General features: G+C 32.8%; 20 protein-coding genes. 11 read left to right on the top strand and 9 right to left on the bottom strand.

Features of this window, described 5'->3' with window-relative positions; genetic code table 11:
- The first annotated feature begins 2 nt into the window (after positions 1-2).
- From scpA to Q0829_RS23485, 11 genes are all read left to right on the top strand, one after another.
- Positions 3-2138, top strand: a complete 2136-nt coding sequence (gene scpA / locus Q0829_RS23535; RefSeq protein ID WP_298547590.1) for a methylmalonyl-CoA mutase — start codon at positions 3-5, stop codon at positions 2136-2138.
- Positions 2139-2221: 83 nt separating this feature from the next.
- Positions 2222-3103, top strand: coding sequence for an SDR family oxidoreductase (locus tag Q0829_RS23530; protein WP_298547589.1), 882 nt, complete (start codon positions 2222-2224; stop codon positions 3101-3103).
- A gap of 283 nt (positions 3104-3386) precedes the next feature.
- Entirely contained in the window at positions 3387-6239 is a 2853-nt protein-coding gene (locus Q0829_RS23525) for a pitrilysin family protein (protein WP_298547588.1), read from the top strand.
- Positions 6240-6372: 133 nt separating this feature from the next.
- Complete coding sequence (locus Q0829_RS23520) at positions 6373-7137, top strand: AAA family ATPase (RefSeq protein WP_298547586.1); 765 nt, start codon at positions 6373-6375, stop codon at positions 7135-7137.
- Positions 7138-7143: 6 nt separating this feature from the next.
- Positions 7144-8049 carry a ParB/RepB/Spo0J family partition protein gene (locus Q0829_RS23515; protein WP_298547584.1) on the top strand — a complete coding sequence of 302 codons (906 nt, stop codon included), beginning with the start codon at positions 7144-7146 and terminating at the stop codon, positions 8047-8049.
- Positions 8039-8644: a DUF5683 domain-containing protein gene (locus tag Q0829_RS23510; RefSeq protein WP_366893892.1), complete on the top strand. Its 606-nt coding sequence runs from the start codon at positions 8039-8041 to the stop codon at positions 8642-8644. The genes Q0829_RS23515 and Q0829_RS23510 overlap by 11 nt, the downstream gene beginning before the upstream one ends.
- Before the next feature lie 25 nt (positions 8645-8669).
- The gene (dapB, locus tag Q0829_RS23505) at positions 8670-9368 is read left to right on the top strand and encodes a 4-hydroxy-tetrahydrodipicolinate reductase (protein ID WP_298547582.1); all 699 of its coding nucleotides are present in this window, start codon (positions 8670-8672) and stop codon (positions 9366-9368) included.
- Positions 9369-9432: 64 nt separating this feature from the next.
- Positions 9433-11010 carry a signal peptidase I gene (gene lepB, locus Q0829_RS23500; protein ID WP_298547580.1) on the top strand — a complete coding sequence of 526 codons (1578 nt, stop codon included), beginning with the start codon at positions 9433-9435 and terminating at the stop codon, positions 11008-11010.
- A gap of 37 nt (positions 11011-11047) precedes the next feature.
- A complete protein-coding gene (locus Q0829_RS23495) occupies positions 11048-11671 on the top strand; it encodes a WbqC family protein (RefSeq protein ID WP_298547577.1) in 624 nt (207 codons plus the stop codon).
- Positions 11671-11979: a DUF6122 family protein gene (locus Q0829_RS23490; RefSeq protein WP_298547574.1), complete on the top strand. Its 309-nt coding sequence runs from the start codon at positions 11671-11673 to the stop codon at positions 11977-11979. The genes Q0829_RS23495 and Q0829_RS23490 overlap by 1 nt, the downstream gene beginning before the upstream one ends.
- 78 nt (positions 11980-12057) lie before the next feature.
- Complete coding sequence (locus tag Q0829_RS23485) at positions 12058-12828, top strand: M949_RS01915 family surface polysaccharide biosynthesis protein (protein ID WP_298547572.1); 771 nt, start codon at positions 12058-12060, stop codon at positions 12826-12828.
- 168 nt (positions 12829-12996) lie between these two features.
- On the opposite strand, the gene Q0829_RS23480 is transcribed toward Q0829_RS23485, so the two are convergent.
- The 9 genes from Q0829_RS23480 to Q0829_RS23440 form a co-directional block, all read right to left on the bottom strand.
- Positions 12997-14226: a tetratricopeptide repeat protein gene (locus Q0829_RS23480; RefSeq protein ID WP_298547570.1), complete on the bottom strand. Its 1230-nt coding sequence runs from the start codon at positions 14224-14226 to the stop codon at positions 12997-12999.
- Positions 14226-15539, bottom strand: coding sequence for an AAA family ATPase (locus Q0829_RS23475; RefSeq protein ID WP_298547568.1), 1314 nt, complete (start codon positions 15537-15539; stop codon positions 14226-14228). The genes Q0829_RS23480 and Q0829_RS23475 overlap by 1 nt, the downstream gene beginning before the upstream one ends.
- A gap of 40 nt (positions 15540-15579) precedes the next feature.
- A complete protein-coding gene (locus tag Q0829_RS23470) occupies positions 15580-16596 on the bottom strand; it encodes an endonuclease/exonuclease/phosphatase family protein (RefSeq protein ID WP_298547566.1) in 1017 nt (338 codons plus the stop codon).
- Between the two features lie 2 nt (positions 16597-16598).
- Entirely contained in the window at positions 16599-17492 is an 894-nt protein-coding gene (locus tag Q0829_RS23465) for a rhomboid family intramembrane serine protease (RefSeq protein WP_298547564.1), read from the bottom strand.
- On the bottom strand, positions 17492-18244 hold the full coding sequence (locus Q0829_RS23460; RefSeq protein ID WP_298547562.1) for a rhomboid family intramembrane serine protease: 753 nt from the start codon (positions 18242-18244) through the stop codon (positions 17492-17494). Before Q0829_RS23460 ends, Q0829_RS23465 begins: the two co-directional genes overlap by 1 nt.
- Positions 18245-18250: 6 nt before the next feature.
- Positions 18251-20128 (bottom strand): DNA mismatch repair endonuclease MutL, encoded by a 1878-nt coding sequence (gene mutL / locus Q0829_RS23455; protein WP_298547558.1) that lies wholly within the window; start codon positions 20126-20128, stop codon positions 18251-18253.
- Positions 20129-20422 carry a hypothetical protein gene (locus tag Q0829_RS23450; protein ID WP_298547555.1) on the bottom strand — a complete coding sequence of 98 codons (294 nt, stop codon included), beginning with the start codon at positions 20420-20422 and terminating at the stop codon, positions 20129-20131.
- A gap of 163 nt (positions 20423-20585) precedes the next feature.
- On the bottom strand, positions 20586-21083 hold the full coding sequence (gene ribH / locus Q0829_RS23445; protein WP_298547553.1) for a 6,7-dimethyl-8-ribityllumazine synthase: 498 nt from the start codon (positions 21081-21083) through the stop codon (positions 20586-20588).
- A 49-nt stretch (positions 21084-21132) separates the two neighbouring features.
- The gene (locus Q0829_RS23440) at positions 21133-21906 is read right to left on the bottom strand and encodes a tetratricopeptide repeat protein (protein ID WP_298547550.1); all 774 of its coding nucleotides are present in this window, start codon (positions 21904-21906) and stop codon (positions 21133-21135) included.
- Positions 21907-21965: the final 59 nt, after the last annotated feature.

Below are 21965 nucleotides of genomic sequence, written 5' to 3'. Positions count from 1 at the left end.
AAATGACCAGAAAAAATATTCAACATATTACGTTGCGCTCAGAGAGTAAATCCTCCAATTCATCTTCTAATAAAGAAATGTTTACTACTTCTGAAGGAATTGAAATAAAATCTGAATATAGCAAAGACGATATCAAAGACCTTACACATCTTAATTTCGTAGCCGGAATACCTCCTTATTTGCGAGGTCCCTACTCTACTATGTATGTAAGAAGACCTTGGACTATTAGACAATATGCAGGATTCTCTACTGCAGAAGAAAGTAACGCATTTTATCGTAGAAATCTTGCTGCTGGACAAAAAGGGCTTTCTGTAGCCTTTGACCTGGCTACTCATCGAGGATATGATAGCGATCATGAGAGAGTATTTGGTGACGTGGGAATGGCTGGAGTAGCAATAGATACTGTAGAGGATATGAAAGTACTCTTTGACCAGATACCTCTAGATAAAATGTCTGTCTCTATGACAATGAATGGAGCCGTTCTACCAATAATGGCTTTTTATATTGTAGCCGCAGAAGAACAAGGAGTAGATCAAAAATTACTATCAGGAACCATTCAGAATGATATTCTGAAGGAATTCATGGTACGTAATACCTATATTTACCCACCTACTCCATCAATGAGAATCATTAGTGATATTTTTAAATATTGTTCTAAAAACATGCCTAAATTTAATCCGATAAGTATTTCGGGATACCATATGCAAGAGGCAGGAGCAACTTGTGATATTGAATTAGCATACACCTTAGCGGATGGATTGGAATATATTCGCAAAGGAATTGAAGCTGGTTTAGATGTTGATTCCTTTGCTCCTCGTTTATCATTTTTCTGGGCAATAGGTATGAACCATTTTATGGAAATTGCCAAAATGCGCGCAGCACGTATGCTTTGGGCAAAGCTTATTAAACAATTCAACCCTAAAAACCCAAAGTCCTTAATGCTTAGGACTCATTGTCAGACAAGCGGATGGAGTTTAACCGCACAAGATCCTTTTAATAACGTAGCCAGAACTTGTATAGAGGCCAGTGCAGCTGCTTTTGGAGGCACCCAAAGTTTACATACCAATGCACTAGACGAAGCTATTGCATTGCCCACAGATTTTTCTGCCAGAATAGCTAGAAATACACAAATATATCTTCAGGAAGAAACTCAGATCACACGTACCGTTGATCCTTGGGCTGGAAGTTATTATGTAGAATCTTTAACCAATGACATTGCAGAGAAAGCTTGGAAACTTATAGAAGAGGTTAAAGAATTAGGCGGAATGACCAAAGCAATAGAAGCAGGAATTCCTAAAATGCGTATAGAAGAAGCTGCCGCTCGTAAGCAAGCTCGAATCGATAGCCAACAAGATTTAATTATTGGAGTTAATAAATTTCAACTAGAAGAAGAAGAACATATTGCTACGCTCAAAGTAGACAATGATGCTGTAAGAAAACAACAAATTGATGGATTAAAAAGAGTTAAAAATTCTAGAGACGAAGAAGCTGTGCAACAAGCGTTGCATAATTTAACAAAAGCAGCTAAAGATGATAAGGAGAATTTATTAGCTTTAGCTGTAGATGCCGCACGATTAAGAGCTACTTTAGGAGAAATTAGTGATGCTCTTGAAAAAGAATTTGGAAGATATAAAGCAGAAATTAAATCATTTACCGGAGTGTATGCCAAGGAAATAAAAAACGATGAATCGTTTAATAAAGCGAGAGAATTAGCTAATAAATATGCAGATCTAGAGGGTCGAAGACCTAGAATAATGATTGCAAAAATGGGACAAGATGGTCATGATCGAGGCGCTAAAGTTGTAGCTACCAGTTATGCAGATGTAGGTTTTGATGTAGACATAGGTCCTTTATTTCAAACTCCGGAAGAAGCTGCAAAACAGGCTGTAGAGAACGATGTACATATTGTAGGCGTTTCCTCATTAGCCGGAGGACACAAAACCTTAGTCCCTCAGATTATTGCAGAATTAAAAAAATACGAAAGAGAAGATATTATGGTTATTGTCGGTGGAGTAATCCCTCCTGATGATTATGAGTTCCTATTTCAGGAAGGAGCTGTTGCTATATTTGGTCCAGGAACCAAAATAAGTGATGCAGCCATTACCATTTTAGAAATTTTAATTTCAACTTTAGAATAATGTTAAAATACTATGCATGCATAGTATTTTAAATATAAATTGTAACTTTCACAAAAATAACGAACGATATTAATACAAAACATATGAGCTATACTGATAAAATGCTTCGTGATGGAGCCTTGGAAGGAAAAAACATTGTAGTTACCGGTGGTGGTAGCGGATTAGGTAAATCAATGACTAAGTATTTTATGGAACTTGGTGCCAAAGTGGCTATTACTTCGCGTAATCTCGAAAAACTTCAAGGTACTGTTAAAGAACTTGAAGCGGAAACAGGAGGAACTTGTATACCTGTACAATGTGATGTAAGACATTATGATCAGGTAGAATCAATGAGAGATCAAGTACTCAAAGCTTTTGGATCAGTAGATATATTACTAAACAATGCTGCAGGAAATTTTATCTCCCCTACTGAACGATTATCAGCTAATGCTTTTGACACTATCATCGATATTGTATTAAAGGGAACCAAAAACTGTACACTTGCTTTTGGTAAACATTGGATAGACACCAAATACGAAAACACTAATGTACTAAATATAGTTACTACTTATGCTTGGACTGGTTCTGCTTACGTAGTACCTAGTGCCACTGCTAAAGCAGGAGTATTGGCTATGACACGATCGCTTGCTGTAGAATGGGCTAAATATGGAATGCGTTTTAATGCAATTGCTCCAGGACCTTTTCCTACCAAAGGCGCATGGGATAGACTTTTACCTGGTGATATGAAAGATAAATTTGATCTTTCTAAAAAAGTCCCTCTTCAACGTTTAGGAGAACATCAAGAACTAGCAAACTTAGCAGCATATCTTGTTTCCGATTTTTCAGCTTATGTTAATGGTGAAGTAATCACTCTTGATGGAGGAGAATGGCTAAAAGGAGCAGGACAATTTAACTTACTCGATCAGGTACCAGAGCAAATGTGGGATATGTTAGAAGCAGCTATCAGAGCTAAAAAAAGTAAATAAAACATATTAAGTACTATTAAAATTAACTGAATATCAGAGTTTCTATCCGGTATTCAGTTTTTTTTTACAAACCCCATACATTAGCACCTAAATTTCATAGGCTAAAGAACTTTATAGGAAAACAATAGTTGGTTAAATTAATATTTAAAAACTAATTGATTACCCCCTATCAAGAGTAAAGTTCTCTAATTTCACATTCAACTAAAAACAGTTGAGTATTGAATTTTTAACTATTTTAAGACTCTATTAAACTTGAAAATGAGTTTAGACTAATAATTTATCAATGAAGAGAAAAACAATTTCTAACATACTAATTGTAGCTTTTTTACATCTTATCCAGTTTACCATAATTGCTCAAACTACTACTAAAGAACTTGGAGTATCCTCTAGCGTAGAAAATGAGACTAAAATCCCAATAGACCCTAATGTAAAAATTGGAAAACTAGATAATGGCCTCACCTATTACATCAGAAATAATGGAAAACCAGAAGATAAAGTAGAGTTAAGATTAGTGGTAAATGCAGGGTCTATCTTAGAAAATAAACATCAATTAGGACTTGCTCATTTTATGGAGCACATGAACTTCAATGGTACAAAAAATTTTAAAAAGAACGATCTGATTGATTATCTGCAGACCATTGGAGTCAAATTTGGTGCAGATTTAAATGCATATACAAGCTTTGATCAAACAGTGTATATTTTACCTATTCCCAGTGATGATCCAGAAAAATTAGAAAAGGGATTTCAGATTATAGAAGATTGGGCTCACAACGCAGCACTAACAGAAGAAGGAATTGATGGAGAAAGAGGCGTTGTCTTAGAGGAGTACCGCATAGGAAAAGGTGCTAATGAAAGAATGCTCCAAAAATACTTACCCATCATTGCTTATAATTCTAAATATTCTGAACGTTTACCTATAGGTACAAAAGAAAATCTGGAAAATTTTAAATATGAAGATATAAGAAGTTATTATAAAGATTGGTACAGACCAGATTTAATGTCAGTAATTGCTGTTGGAGATCTTGATGTTGCAACTTTAGAACAAAAGATAAAAGATCATTTCGGTGGTATCAAAATGCCTGAGAACCCTAAAAAAAGAGAAACTTATGACTCCCCTAATCACGAGGAAACTCTTATCGCTGTAGTTTCCGACAAAGAAGCTTCTAACTCTATAGTAAGATTAATGTATAAAGATAGAGAGACCTCAAAACCGATGACTACAGTAGATGATTACAGAAAGGATATTGTAGAAAAAGTGTTCACCCAAATGATGAATAACCGTCTTAACGAACTAAGAAACAAGCCCAATCCACCTTTCGTATTTGCAGGAAGTAATCATAGCGGTATTTTTGCAAGAAATAAGAAAGCATATCAATCTTTTGCTTTGACTTCTGAAACTGGACAACTTAATGCTTTGAAAGTAATTCTACAAGAGAATAAAAGAGTACAACAATACGGATTCAAGAAAGGAGAACTAGATCGTGCAAAAAAAGATATTTCGGCAAGATGGGAAAAATCGTTCAAGGATAAAGATAAAAGAGAATCTAATAGAATTGTAGGAGAGTATATTAATAATTACCTTGAACAGGAACCTATTCCTGGAATCGAATGGGAATATCAATTTACAATCTCACAATTACCAACCATTACTTTAGAAGAAGTAAATGAATTAATTAAGATTTTTTTACACAATGATAATCGTGCAATAATAATGACCGGACCTGAAAAAGAAGGTCTTAAACAGGTAACGAAAGAAGAAATTATTTCTTTATTAAAAACAATAGAAACTTCTAAAATAGAAGACTATCAAGATGAAGAAGTTCGAGAAAACCTGATCGAAAATATCCATCCTTCCGGAAAAATTATTTCTTCTAAAACTAATGAGAAACTAGGTTATACAGTTCTTAAATTAGATAACGGAGCAAAAATCACTTATAAAAAAACTGATTTTAAAAACGATGAAATTTTATTTTCTGCATTTAGTTATGGGGGAAATTCTTTATATACCGATGAAGAATATATGCAAATTGTTTTTGGGAGCGGTAGTGTAGCGCAAACCGGTTTAGGCGGACTATCACGTAATGACATCAGAAAAGTAATGTCTGGTAAAATTGTTGCATTAAGTCCATATATCAGTACTATCTCGGAAGGTTTTAATGGTTTTACCACTTCTAAAGATCTGGAAATACTATTCCAACAACTTTATTTATATTTTACAGATGTAAATAAAGACGAGAAAGCATTTAGAATAGAACTGGAAAAACAAAAAGGTTTTTTAGCAAATTATCTTTCTAATCCGCAAAATTATTTCCAGGAAGAATTTAATAAATTTCAATACGGAGAAAACCCAAGATATACTGGTTTTCCGACTTCAGAAAAATTAGACGCCGTTAATTATGAACTTGCGTACCAAAAGTATAAAGAGAGGTTTGCTGGTGTTGGAGGGTTCAATTTCTACTTGGTAGGAAGTATTGATGAAATTAAACTTAAAGAATATATAGAAAAATATATTGGTAGTTTACCGGATACTGGTAAAGATGAAACCTATAAAGTATCTGATTTTAGACCAATAGCTGGTGCTCATAAAAAAACAGTTTATAAGGGTAAAGATCCTAAAAGCTCTGTAAATATTATTTGGAGAGGCGAAACAGAATACGATAAATCCGAAGATTTAGCCATAAAAGTTCTAGGAGAAATCCTTTCTATCAAATTAATTGAAAAACTTAGAGAAGAAGAAAGTGGCGTATATGGTGTTGGCGCAAGAGGAAGACTCAATAAACTACCATATGGAAGTTATAATTTTAGTATAAGTTTTCCTTGTGGACCGGAAAACGTAAAAAAATTAACTGATGCTGCTATTGCTGAATTGCAAAAGATCATAAAAAATGGACCAACTGATAAGGATCTTTCTAAAATTAAAGAATCTAGATTATTAGACCACAAAGAAAAAAGTAAACAAAACTCGTTTTGGTTGGGCAATCTTCAGAATGCTGATTTTAATCAAACACCAATAGAGAGCGGAGAAACCTACATAGAAACTATTGCTAAACTATCCAAACAAGATATTCAGAATGTTGCTAAAAAATATGTTGACACAGGATATATTTTGGGTATACTAATGCCGGAAAAAGAATAATTTAAACTTATTATCCATCCAGAAACCCATCAGTTTCAGCTGATGGGCTTTTTTATTAAACACTGTTAATATTTTTCATTTTTATAATGTATAATTAATTGTATTTTTATCGCTTAAATCCAAATCTCCCCACATGGGTAAAATAATAGCGATTGCCAATCAAAAAGGTGGTGTTGGTAAAACAACCACTTCCGTAAATTTAGCAGCTTCTCTAGGAGTATTAGAGAAAAAAGTATTACTTATAGATGCAGATCCTCAAGCTAATGCTACTTCAGGACTGGGACTAGATGTAGAAAGTATTGAAAAAGGAACCTATCAGATTCTGGAACATACTATTAAACCTGAGGAAGCAATATTAGAGACGAGTTCTCCTAATGTAGATATTATACCAGCGCATATTGATCTGGTAGCTATAGAGATTGAACTAGTAGATAAAGATGAACGAGAATATATGCTAAAAAAAGCTATTGATCATCTTAAATCAGCATATGATTATATCCTGATCGATTGTGCACCGTCGCTTGGTTTATTGACGTTAAATGCGCTTACTGCTTCAGATTCGGTTATCATTCCTATCCAATGTGAGTATTTTGCACTAGAAGGATTAGGTAAATTATTAAATACTATTAAAAGTGTTCAGAAAATTCATAATCAACATCTGGATATCGAAGGGTTATTATTAACGATGTATGATTCGAGATTAAGATTATCTAATCAAGTAGTCGAAGAAGTACAGAAACATTTTAATGAAATGGTTTTTAAAACAATCATTCAGAGAAATATACGTTTAAGCGAAGCACCTAGTTATGGAGAAAGCATAATAAATTATGATGCTTCTAGTAAAGGTGCTAGTAATTACTTAAGTTTGGCGCACGAGATTATAAAGAAAAATAGTTAAGGATTCATGGCGAAGGCAACGAAAAAACAAGCTTTAGGCAGAGGGTTATCGGCTTTATTGAAAGACCCGGAAAATGATATCAAATCAGCGGATGACAAAAATGCTGATAAGGTGGTTGGAAATATTATAGAATTGGATCTCAATAGTATTGAAGTAAATCCTTTTCAGCCACGTACAAGTTTTAATGACGAAACACTACAAGAACTAGCTACTTCCATAAAAGAAATAGGTGTAATTCAACCGATTACAGTTCGTAAATTAGATTTTGACAAGTATCAGTTAGTAAGTGGAGAAAGACGCTTTAGGGCATCTAAACTAGTTGGATTAAAAACTATCCCTGCATATATTCGTATTGCAGATGATCAGGAGTCATTGACTATGGCGCTGGTAGAGAATATCCAACGTCAGGATTTAGATCCTATCGAGATTTCATTATCGTATCAAAGATTAATAGACGAGATTCAATTAACCCAAGAACAATTAAGTGATCGTGTAGGTAAAAAAAGATCTACTATTGCTAATTATTTAAGATTGTTAAAATTAGATCCTATCGTACAAACTGGTATTCGAGATGGATTTATCTCAATGGGTCACGGAAGAGCATTGATTAATATTCAGGATCAGCAGCAACAACTTGATATTTATGAAAAAATTATTGGAGATTCGTTATCTGTTCGTAACACTGAAAAATTAGTTAGGTCTTTAAATAACAAAGAAGAAAAATCTACTACTGAAAAAACAGAAAGTAAAGCTCCCCAGTATATTTTAAAAGGAATTAAAGATTTCTCAGAATATTTTGGTGCGAAGATTGACGTAAAGGTTTCCAGTAATGGACGTGGGAAATTAATTATCCCGTTTTCTTCAGAAGAAGATTTTAAACGCCTAAAGAAACTTATTGATAGTGAGAACTAAATCCTTTTATATTATCCTATTCCTGCTTTTTTGTATTCATTCTATTTCTGCTCAAGAGAAGGATGAAAACGAAGAACTAAAAGTAGTTACAGAAGAAGTAGCCGTAAAAAAGAAGAAGAAAAAGAATCAAAAATTAAGACCTTATGAACCCTTAGCTCCTGCTAGAGCTGCTTTTTATTCAGCTATACTACCTGGACTTGGACAAGCACATACTGGAAAGTATTGGAAAATACCAATTGTTTATGGCGCATTGGGAGCTGGGATATATTATTATAAGTTTAATAATGATTTATATACCGAAGCTCGTGATTTTTATAAAAGTAGATTAGCAGGTGTTCCGGATGACCCAACTAATAGATTATCTGTTCTTACAAACGAACAATTAATAGATAGACAACGACGCTTTAGAAAAGATCAGGAATTATCAATAATGATTACAGTAGGTTTATATGTTCTAAACATAATTGACGCCAATGTAACTGCCCATTTACAGCAATTTAATGTTTCTAAAGACCTATCCTTTAAACCAAAAGTGAATTTTAATGAATTAGGTGGCAAACCCAATTATGGTATGTCACTAAATTATAGTTTCTAAATTTTATAACCACCACACCAAAAATATGAAGATTGCGCTACTAGGATATGGCAGAATGGGTAAAACCATAGAAAAAATCGCTACAGAAAGAGGCCACAGTATTGTATTAACAGTAGACAAGGACGATAAAGATTATGATGTATCTGTAGCTGATGTAGCTATAGATTTTAGTATTCCTTCTGCAGCAGTAAATAATATTACGAACTGCTTTAATGCTGGGGTACCTATTGTTTCAGGAACCACAGGCTGGTTGGATCATTATGATCATATCATATCTCTTTGTAAGGAAAAAAAAGGTGGTTTTATTTATGCATCAAATTACAGCTTAGGAGTGAATTTGTTTTTTGAGTTAAACAAAAAATTAGCTAAAATGATGAATCCGATAGATGGATATGATATTCATATGGAAGAGATTCATCATACGCAGAAATTAGATGCTCCCAGCGGAACAGCAATTACATTAGCAGAAGGTGTAATAGAAAATACGGATAAAGATGCTTGGCAATTAGACAAAGGAAACGATAATACAATTCCGATTATTGCAAAAAGAATTGAAAACGTGCCCGGTACACACACGGTTACTTATACATCTGCAGTAGATGATATAGAAATTAAACATACTGCACATAATCGTAAGGGATTCGCACTCGGTGCTGTTGTAGCTGCAGAATGGTTATCCAGCAAAACCGGGATTTTCGGAATGAAAGACGTTTTAGGCTTATAACGAAACAATTAAAAAGTGTAACACTTTTATAGTTAGACACACTTATACTAAAAACATACAAAGAATGACACTATCAGAATGGTTTATTTTTTTCCTGGCAGTACAAGTAGTACATTTCTTAGGAACTTGGAAATTATACGTTAAAGCAGGAAGAAAAGCGTGGGAAGCGGCAATACCTGTTTACAATGCAGTAGTATTAATGAAAATAATCAATCGCCCTTGGTGGTGGGTGATTCTCTTATTTATTCCGGTTATTAATGTAATTATGCTTCCTGTAGTATGGGTAGAAACTATTAGAAGCTTCGGAAAAAACACAACCACAGATACTATTTTGGTAATCGTTACATTGGGATTATATATTTACTATGTAAATTACATGTTGGATGTAAATTATATAGAAAGTAGAGATCTAAAACCTAAAACCGCTACTGGAGAATGGATAAGTTCTATTCTTTTTGCAGTAGTTGCAGCTACCCTAGTACATACGTACTTTATGCAACCTTATACAATACCTACTGGATCTTTAGAAAGAACATTATTGGTCGGGGACTTCTTGTTTGTAAGTAAATTTCATTATGGTGCCAGAACACCTATGACATCGGTTTCTTTTCCTATGGTACATGACACTATTCCATTAGTAAGGACTAAATCATACAATAGCGATATACAATACCCATATTTCAGACTACCAGGTTTTCAAAAAATCAAACGTAATGATATTGTCGTATTTAGTTGGCCAGTGGATACAGTTCGTTTTTTTAGGGATCCCTCTGGTATTAACGTATACAAACCTATTGATAAAAAATCTAATTATGTAAAGCGTTGCGTAGGTGTCCCCGGTGATTTCTTATCGATTGTGAATGGATATGTACATATCAATGGAAAACAAACGGAATTACCAGATAGAGCACAATTACAATTTTCATATAGCGGAACTACTAAAGGAGGTCGTTTTAACCCTCAAGCATTGTATGACCGCTACAAAATAAAAGCTAAAAATCCTCAGGAATTTGGATATAATGAAGAACGATTTTTCATTAAAGGCATTACTAAGGAATCTGCAAATAAATTTAAAAATCATCCAAACGTTGCCTCAATAAGTAGAGATATTACTCCTAAAGGACAAAAAGCTTATGGAGTTTTTCCTAATAACGGAAAGGTAAACTGGAATTATGATAATTTTGGTGCTATCTATATTCCTGAAGCTGGAAAAACGGTAAAAATGGATTTAGAAAGCTTTTCTTTATATCGAAGAATTATAGAAGTCTATGAAGGATCAGAAATGGGTATTGACAATAAGTTATCTGTAAATAAAAATCAGGTATTATTAAATGGAAACCCTATTGACACTTACACTTTTAAGCAGGATTATTATTGGATGATGGGTGATAATCGACATAATAGTGAAGATAGTCGTGCTTGGGGATATGTACCTGCAAATCATATTGTAGGGAAACCTGTTTTTATATGGATGAGTTGGGACACCAATGCTAAAGGGCTTTTTAACAAAATACGCTGGGAACGGCTATTTACTACCGTTGGTGGTAATGGAAAACCTGTATCTTATTTCTATTACTTCTTGGTCGCACTGATTGGTTACATAGTTTTTAGTAAATATCGTAAGAGAAAGAAGTCAGCTTAAGATTTATTTTTCAAGCTATAAAAAACAATTCTAACTATTGAAAGCTACCCTACTCCATCCTATGTATTTTGGATCTATTGAGCAATATATCGCTATAGCTCAATCAGACAGCATTGCTTTTGAACACCATGATAATTACCAAAAGCAAACCTATCGCAATAGAACCTATATCTATGGAGCTAACGGTAAACTCTTATTAACCATACCTATAAAACATGTAGGTAATGGAACTAAACAATTATATAAGAACGTACGTGTAGAAAATGAATTTCCATGGCAATCTATCCATTGGAAATCTATCCAATCTGCTTATAGAACCTCTCCGTTTTTTGAGTATTACGAAGATGAGTTGGTTCATCTTTTCGAAAAAAGAAAAGACTTTTTATTGGATTTCAATTACGAATGTATGGAGGTTATTTTTGATTGTTTACAGTTAAATACTTCCTATACTAAAACAAAAGATTACCAAAAAGATCCTGATGGTCTGAAAGATATGAGAACCTTAGTAAACTCTAAAAAAGAACAAACACGCAAACTGGAAACATATATTCAAGTATTTTCTGATAAGTACAATTTTATTCCCAATCTTTCTATTTTAGACTTACTGTTTAATGAAGGAACAAACACACTTACCTACTTAGAGAATCAATCGATTTTTTGATGTTTAGACCGATTATACATTATGGATTTCATTTTTTAATACCTTTAGCTATTGCTTTACTTTTCTTTCCTAAACAATGGAAAAAAGTATATCTCATTTTTCTTGGAGCAATGTTGATTGATATCGATCACTTATTGGCAGATCCTATTTTTGATCCAAATCGATGCAGTATTGGTTTTCACGTTTTACACAGTATATCTGCTATAGTACTATACACTATTCTATTATTTCCTAAAAAAACAAGAGTTGTGGGTATAGCTTTACTTTGGCATATTATTACAGATCAATTAGACTGTTGGATGATCTAAATACGCTTATTTAGAAAATATTCTTTACATTTAGTACAAAACTAGTTGTACATATTTCTTTTTTAACCCTGTTTACCTATGAATAGATTTCTACTTTTTATCGTTTTAATAACCTTTTTCTCTTGTGGAAAACAAACTAAAGAATCAAAAGAAGATTCTAAAACTCAAATAGAAAACACTGAAGTGTTACCCATACAGAAACACGCTACCATACCAATGGATACAACATTAGTGAGAAAGCTTTCTAAAAAAGAGATGAATGCAGTTTTCCCTAATAGAAGGCAAATTCAATTGGGCATTTCTAATCCATTATACCAGGTATATAATTACAAAGACAAATCTGGTGAATATTATTTATTATTAACTGATCATAAAAATGTAATAAACGAAGAAAAAGACACCTTATATGATAATATATATGGATTAAATTTAAGAGTGGAAAAAAATCAATTTAAGAAAAGATCAACAATCAAAGGTGAAATGGACCCAGAATGGGAAACTTCAATAGGCTTCTGGAATCAATACTCACAATTATCAGATCTTGATGGAGATGGCGAAGTAGATCCTATAATCGTCTATGGTACCTCTACACATAGCTTGTATGAAGATAATAAAGTAAAAATTATAGCTTATTATAAAAAAAGTAGAGTAACCATTAAACATCAGAACAGTGAAATTCCTGATGGAAGAATTACTAAAATTAACAAGAAGCTCTATAGCTTTCCAAAACAAATACAAGAAGCTGTAATAGAAAAAATGAACCTAATGACAAAAAATGGTCATGCAGTTTTTGCAGATGATTGGGAGAAAAGCATCAAAAACAAAGCTACTCGTTTAGAAAATAAATAACACTTTAAGTGTTCTTAGTAATACCTTCTTTAAAATCATAGTTTAATCCTTGAGGATATAGGATAATGATCAGAAAGTTCTATATCAAAACTTTTAAAAACAATAATTATTAAAATAATTAAGTATATTATATTACAGGTAAATTCGAACCCTCAGAATAACAACTAATTAATCTTTTAACGCATTACCTACCCAACTATATCCAACCAAACCAAAAATAGAAACCATCATTGGAGTTGTAATACTATCTGTAAATAGAGGTCCTAAAAACCCCGCTAATAAAATAACTATACCAATAACATAACTAATATACTTAGAAGATCTCTTGTCAATTAAAGCCGATGTAGACAAAGGAATTATTGAACAAACGGCAGAAATCCCTATTAAAAACCAAGATCCTTTATCTAATATATAAAACAATAAAAAACTACATATCGACAAGCTAGATAAAGAGGAAAACAAAATCCCTGATATCTTATCTTTTTGCTCTAACAAATATTTCCCATATGAATTAAAAAGTAATATAGCATTGGATAATGGTCCAATGATCCATCCGCCTAAAGCAAACAAAAGATAAGGTACTATGACAAAATAAGCTAAATAAGGGTAATCCGTTTTACTTAATAAGACAACAATAAAACGATAAGCAAGATATAGTCCAATAATAAAAAACCATTGTTTACCTTCTTTCATTTTAGATACCCAAAAAGCATATTTTAAAAAAAGTCTGTAAACAAAATTCTTTGATTTAATCGATTCAAGCATTCCATCCTGTGCATATCTGGAAGTAGGATCATTCTTAAGAGATTCTTTAAAATGATGCATCGCTTTCTCATGATTTCCTTGTTCTAATTGAACCCAACCAACATTAGCGTGAGAAAAACTACCTTCAGGATCTTGATGAAGAGTATTTCCTATTGTCTCTTGAGCCTCCTGTTTCCTGTTTAACTTAGTCAAAGTTTGGGCACGCACATTAAGACAAAGTATATTATTTGGATTAAGCTCCAACCCTTCATTAGCACAAGCTAGGCTTTCATTAAAATCTTTAGACTCTAACAACATAAGCCCCTTATAACCAAAATAATCTGGATTATAAGCATCCAATGATATTGCTTCATTAATAGCTTCTAAAGCTTTTTGTCTATTCTCATTATGCCGTGCTATAACCGATTTATTATAAAATAATTCATCTTCATTAGGATACTGAGATATCAAAAGGTTATTCATCTTATTCCCTTTTTCAAAATCATCTAATTCCAAATAACAGCGTACTATTAAACTTTTGGCAAAATAACTCTCTGGATCAGATTGTAAACCTTCTTGTAACGAACGTAATGCCTTATCGAACTTACCTATTTGAAAAAGTTGAAAGCCCCTTTCAAAAAATACATTTTCCATTATTTCTTAATTTTCAAGTACGATAATATTTCGTCATATAAACCTGAATCATTAGCGTATAAAGCATAATTCTTAGAAGTATTAAACCATTCTTTAGTACTCGGTTTTATACTTTTTATAGCCTTTAGCACATCTTTAGTATTAATTGGCTTTGGTATTCCATCATTAAATGACTGCATTAATTTCTGTTCTACAGCAACATCTATGGATGACTGAATATCAGCACCTGAAAACTCTTTAGCTGCTTTTGACAAGGCTTTATAATCAATGTTTTCTATAGGCTTATCCTTTAGCATAATTTCATAAATGGCTGTTTTTGCAGCATTATCTGGTGGCGCCACAAAGATAATCCTATCAAACCTTCCTGGTCTTCTAAATGCAGGATCTAAATGCCAAGGTGTATTGGTAGCCCCTAATACCAAAATACCATCATTATCACTATCTATACCATCTAATTCTGCTAAGAATTGATTAATTACATTTCTACCAGCAGACTTGTTCATGTCACTTCTGTTAGCCCCTAAAGCATCAATCTCATCTATAAAAATAACGCAGGGTTTATTACTTCTGGCAGTTTCAAAAACTTCATGAAGGTTTTGCTCACTACTACCTACCCACATATCCAATATGTCATTAATACCAATACTGATGAAATTAGCGTCTATTTCTCCTGCAGTAGCTCTCGCTAAATGCGTTTTTCCGCAACCTGGTGGACCATATAACAGAATACCTCCTCCAATCTTTTTACCATAAGCCTTATATAATTCTTTATGTTCAAGAGGTTTAATTATTTTTAATGAAATCTGCTCTTTCACCTCACTCATACCTCCAACATCCGAAAAATTGACAGTAGGTTTTTTTAGAAATTTCACCGCATCTTCATCTACATAGGTATCGTTTTTAATCTGGATTGTTTGCATCCTTAACTTACCATCGAAATCGGTATTTTTATAAGATTTATCAATATTTAAAATCTGCTGATACGTTTCTTTTGCCTCTAAAAAATTATCCTCCTCTAATTGGCAATAACATAAGAGCTCAAGATATTCTACATTAAAAGGATCAATCTGCATTAGTTCCTCTAAAATAATCTCTGCAGGAGATATCTTTTGGAGTTTAAAATAACATTTAGAAAGTCCAAATTTTGCACCTTTTAAAGTTCCATCTAACTTCAAAATTTCCACATATTGCTCTTCTGATTTTGTAAAATCGCTTCTATCAAAATAAGATTTTGCAATTCTCAGTCTAAGAGGTATATTTTCCGGTGAAAAAGAAAGTGCTTCCAAAAGATCATCTATCAAATCGTTGCTCATATTACTATTTATTACATCTTATTTACTTTAGAGGCTAAAATTAAAACTTAATCCTTGAAAAGATCGGATAATGATCTGAAAGTTCTACGTCAAAACTTTTAAAACTTACCACTTCAGCGTCCTCTGGTACTAAAATAAAATCAATTCTCGCAGGAAACAGCTCAAAATTAAAGGTTTTCCCAAAGCCTTTACCTGCTTCTTTAAAAGTATCCTTAAGATTTTCTGATTTTATCTTATCGTATACATAAGAATACGCGGTATTATTAAAATCACCCATTACAATGTTTCGGTATGGTGATAATTTCATATGTTCGATAAGCTGTTCTGCCTGGCTTTGTTGCTTTTTGAAGGAAACCTGTATTCTTTTGAACAACTTCTGAGAATCTGCTTTTGCCAAATCATCGGTTTTAGGGCTAATCCTATGAGACTGCAAATGAATATTATATACTCTAATAGTATCAGAAGGCGTCGCAATATCGGCGTAGATAACATTATTAGCTGTTTTTTCGAAATTTAAAGAACCTTTATCTATAAACGGATATTTAGAAAAAATCACTAGAGCAAGCTCCCCATTATCATGATTAAAGTATTCGTACTTATTATGGTATTGACTAAAGTCAGTATCTGAATTGTTATAATACTCTTGTGCACAAAAAATATCTGGATTCTGATCTCTTACGAGTTTAGAAATATCCTGAGGTATTTTTTCAGAATCAATCCAATCAAAGCGATTAAAACTATGCACATTAAAACTAAATAAAGAAAGTGTATTTTCTATATCATCAGAGGATTTCCCTCTTAACTTATATAAAGAAGATACATGAGAAATTCCTAAGATTAATATGATTAATGACAATAACATCTTGCGCTTTAAGAGTATCGCCCAATAAATAAAAAACAATGCGTTAATAACTATCAAAATTGGTACTGCAAGACTTAAAACAGACAACAATGGAAATATTTGCGGAGAAACGTATGGTAATAGATAAGATATCAATAAAGCAAAAGCCACTACTGAATTGACAAAAAATATAATCTTATTAATCAGTTTTCTCATGACTAATCTTTACCCGCTTTAAACAAAAAATCTTTTTCTTGTTTGGTTAAGCTATCGTAACCGCTTTTACTAATTTTATCAAGTATTGCGTCTATCTGAGCTTGATTGGGGTTTTTAGCCGTTGAGGAAGTTGCCTTTTTAGTAGTGTTTTTAGGCTTCTTAGCTTTATGAACTGTTTTTAAAGGACTTTTCTTTCTAGGAGTAAAAAGACTTACCGTAGCATCCATAAGTTTCTCAAACCAACTTCCTATATCATTCCCTTTTTTGAGTTGACTCGCATACAAATAACCAAATAATGCTCCACCTAGATGAGCAATATGTCCACCAGCATTTCCCGCTGGAATTTGGACAATATCTAATATGACAAAAAAGGCTGCAATCCACCAGAATTTTATACTTCCAATAAACATTAATCGAACAGTCATATAAGGGATATAGGTCGCAGTCCCTATTAGTATAGCCATTACTGAAGCAGAAGCACCTAACAATACTGAATCTCCTACTTCTGAAAAAGCAGGAAACAAATTATAAGATAACATATAAAGTAATGCACCAAAAATTGCTCCCAAAAAATAAACAGTTAATACTCTTTTCCCAGTAAGATATGTTATAAAATATCTTCCTGAAAAATAAAGAATAATCATATTGGATGCAATATGCCAAAAGCCACTATGTAAAAAAGCATAGGTTATAATGGACCATGGCTGTGTCAAAAAGCTATTAAAATCTTTTGGAAAAACAAACCAATCCATCAAAAAACCACTAGAAGCATTAAATAAGAATGCAAACGTATTTAACAGGTAAAAAGATACAAATACAACAACATTGATTACTATCAATTTTTCAATAATAGTAAATCTCTTAAACTTTAGTTTTAAATCGTCTATCTGCGACATTAGTTCCAACGATTTTGATTAAACGAATTCTTTTTCCAATACCACATAGTAATAAATCCTATAACCGCTCCACCTATATGTGCCCAATGGGCTATATTGCTCATTCCATAAAAACTTAGACTAGTCAATCCTCCTATGACGTCCGGTATGAAATATAGTGCCATCAAATATTTTGCTTTAACCGGAAAAGGAATAAACAATAAACGTAAAGGTTGATTCCAATACAACATTCCAAATGCGGCAATAACTCCCGAAACAGCTCCTGATGCTCCTACCATATGACTAAAATATGCTCTATACATATCATCAATAGTTTCTTGACTAGTATATTGAAAAACAGCTGTACTATACTCTCCATTTTTTAGGAATTCCAAAATCTCAATTTTACTAAAACCTGCTTCAATAAATCCTTGATAACCTGGAAAAAATTGTATATAATAAAATAACAACTGTAATGCTAAAGCTCCAAAGCCAGCAGAAAAATACAAAAACAATATTTTTTTCCTTCCGACTATATTTTCGACTTGACTTCCAAACATGAACAACAAAAACATATTAAAAAGTATATGATTTATGCTTTGATGACTATGCATAAACATATATGTTATAACCTGCCAAAAGTAAAAATTATCATTATATGGAAACCATAAAGCAAATAATCTAAATGACACATCTCCCAACGAGAGTGATCCTATAAAAAAGATTACATTAATTATTAATAAAGTCTTTACCGTATCTGTAATTCTCCCCATCTACTCTTAAAATTTTTTATCTATATCATCTACTGTTAACGTGATGAAAGTTGGCTTATTATCTGGCGTTATTGTTGGTTCCGTGCAAGCAAAAAGACTATTAACTATATGTTGTTGTTGTTCTTTTGCCAAATCCACCCCAGTTCTCACGGCAATACTACCCGAAATGGATCTTGCCAGTAGGTCTGTTAAAGAAAAACCACTATCTGGCACTTCTTGTTCTATATCACTAATTAATTTTTCCAAAAGCATAGAAACTTCGCTCTCAGTAATCACTGTTGGAATTCCTGAAATAGTAACCTCTTCGCCCGAAATATCTTCAAAAACAAAGCCTGTATTCTCTAACTGTTCTCGAACTTCTTTTAATGATTGAACTTCTTGTTTAGAAAACGACAACTTTAATGGAAACAACAACTGTTGACTTACAGCACTTGCCATTGTAATATTACGCAAGACCTCTTCATATAATATCCTCTGATGTGCTCTGTGTTGATTAATGATTACCATCCCACTTTTAATGGTAGTTACAATATATTTTCGTCTTAACTGATAGGTTGTATTATGCTCTAATGCCCCTTCCTTATCTCCGTTAAATAAAGAACCTGTTACTTCCGCACTCTCAAACTCTATTGAAGAAAAATCATTTTCTATTGGTTTAGAAGGTATATCTGAAGTATCTAGACCTGCATACAAATTTTCCCAACTACCAGCAGATTCTTTCTTAAAATTCGAATAGCTTTTGGTAGAAGAAAAAGATGAATCTTCCTTTTTTTCTTCTTTGAACGGATTAAAACTTCGATCAACTTCTATGGTTGGGGTTTTTACCATTTTGCTTTTATACTCATACGGAGTATCCATAGATGAATCTCTATTAAAATCCAATACTGGTGCTACATTAAATTGCCCTAAACTATGTTTTATAGTAGATCGTAACATGGCATATAACGCATGTTCATCATCAAATTTAATTTCAGTCTTTGTCGGATGAATATTAATATCAATTGATGTTGGATCTACGGTTAGATAAATAAAATAACTAGGATGTGTCTTTTCCTTCAGTAATCCTTCGAATGCCGAATTTACTCCGTGATTTAGATACGCGCTTTTTATGAATCTATTATTTACAAAGAAAAATTGCTCTCCTCGTGTTCGTTTTGCATACTCAGGTTTGCAGACAAATCCTGTAATACTTACCAAATCCGTTTCTTCATCAACTGGAACCAGTTTTTCGTTGGTTTTTCCTCCAAAAATATGTACTATTCGTTGTCGATAATTTGAAATTGGTAAGCTAAAAACCTCGCTACCATTATGAAACATGTCAAATTTAATATCGGCGTGTACCATTGCTACTCGATGAAATTCATCAATAATGTGGCGTAGCTCTACTGCATTTGATTTTAAAAAATTGCGACGTGCAGGAATGTTATAAAATAAATTCTTAACACTAATAGAAGTTCCTTTTGGAGTAACACAGACTTCTTGAGAAACAACTTCACTACCTTCTATTTTAATCTCTGTTCCAACCTCATCATCTTCTTGTTTAGTCTTTAGCTCCACATGAGCAATCGCAGCAATGGATGCTAAAGCTTCTCCTCTAAACCCCTTAGTATTGAGTTGAAAAAGATCTTCTGCTGTTTTTATTTTAGACGTTGCGTGTCTTTCAAAACTGAGTCGTGCATCTGTGACACTCATACCTAAACCATCATCAATCACTTGGATAAGTGTTTTTCCAGCTTCTTTAACAATTAATTTTATATGAGTAGCTCTGGCATCAATCGCATTTTCTAATAGTTCTTTAACTACAGAAGCTGGTCTCTGCACTACCTCTCCGGCAGCTATTTGATTGGCTACGTGATCCGGTAATAGTTGGATGATATCTGACATTTATTGTCGGGCAGTAAATATGGATAAATCAAAATCAATTAAATATAAAAAGATAAAGATTAGGATAAAAGCAACATAGATAACTCTTCTATTTATTTCTCGGTTGCCTCTATTTCTACTAGCTTTGCGATCTTCACTCCATTGAGAACCGAAGTCAATTGCATTTCTAGTTTCGCGATATTTAGTAATTCTATTTTCAAAATCGTAGATATTTCCTTTACTCTTTCCTTCATAATACCTTGGAGTATAGTTATATCTTCTATTTGTTTTTCTTTTAGGGATACTTAATTTCACGTGATGCTCCTTTCTTTTTATATTATCCAAATATACTTAAAATGCATAGTAATCTAAAGCTTTTAGCATTACAATAACATTGAAAATATTAACAGCAAGGATAATGCCATTTTTCTGATTCCTGAAAAGTGAAGGCGGTATAGAAAGTGTATAATATCGCTTTTTAGAACTTAGCGTCTTTGCGCAACTGTGCCATTTTTATAGCAGCGATAGCAGCCTCAGTACCTTTATTACCGTGTTTACCACCTGATCGATCTATCGATTGCTGCATATTATTATCGGTAAGAACACAGAAGATAACAGGAATATCACTCTGGATATTTAAATCTTTAATTCCTTGAGTAACCCCATCGCATACAAAATCAAAATGCTTTGTCTCTCCCTGAATAACACTACCAATAGCAATTACTGCATCTAGCATATCATAGGATTCTTGCATTTTTTTACAACCATAGATTAACTCAAAACTTCCGGGAACATTCCATCTTACAATATTCTCCTTGATAGCTCCACAGTCAATCAACGCATCAAAGGCTCCTTGAAAAAGGCCCTCGGTTATGGTGTCGTTCCATTCTGAAACAACAATCCCAAACCGAAAATTCTTCGAGTTTGGGATTGTAGCTTTATCATATTGTGATAAATTTTTATTTTCTGTAGCCATATTTAAAATTCAGAATTCAGAATTCAGAATTCTGAATTTATTATTTGAACTATTTAAGCATTCCTTGAGCTCTTCCTAAATGCACATCAGCTTGATTAGCTTCTACACTTTTAGAGAACTCCTCTTTTATTCTTTCTAAATAAGTAACAGCCACTTCCGGTTTCCCTAAAGATATAGCAGTGATTGCTGACTTCAATAAAAACTTAGGAGTTGTAAATTCATTATTCTTTGCTTTTGCTGCTCTTTCATAATAAGATAGTGCTTCGCCCATCTGATCTAACTGAGCAAAAGCATCACCAATTCCTCCTAATGCTAAAGGACCTAGCATTTCGTCATCACTCTTAAACTTATCAAGATAGTCAATAGCTTCTTGATACTTGTTCATATTTAGGTATGAAAAACCAACATAATAATTAGCTAAGTTAGCTGCCTTTGTACCACTATAATTTTCTATGATTTCTAAAAACCCGTATTTACCTTCTCCTCCATTAAGAGCTAATGTATATAAAGAATCACTAACAGTTGTATTACCATTTACTGCATCATCAAAATATTGCTGTGCTTTAAACATCTCATTAGACGCTTCTAATTCTTTTGGCTCCTGAATATATTTTTGGTATCCAAGATATCCTAAAACTATAACAGCTATAGCACCAACAATGATAAATATATATTTTTGATTAGCAGCAACCCATTCTTCAGTTCGGGAAGCACCTTCATCTAAAGTATTAAATACCTCAGCAGTTGTAGAATTATCTTCTAATTGCTCTACCTCTTCTGCTTTATTTTTTGGTTTGTATCCTCGTTTCTTATAAGTTGCCATAAATTATATTTAATGAACGGCAAAAATAAAATTTTTATTCATAATTAAAAGCGAAAATA

This window comes from uncultured Aquimarina sp. (assembly GCF_947492405.1).
GTDB lineage: Bacteria > Bacteroidota > Bacteroidia > Flavobacteriales > Flavobacteriaceae > Aquimarina.
This window is presented reverse-complemented; position numbering and strand designations above follow the sequence as displayed.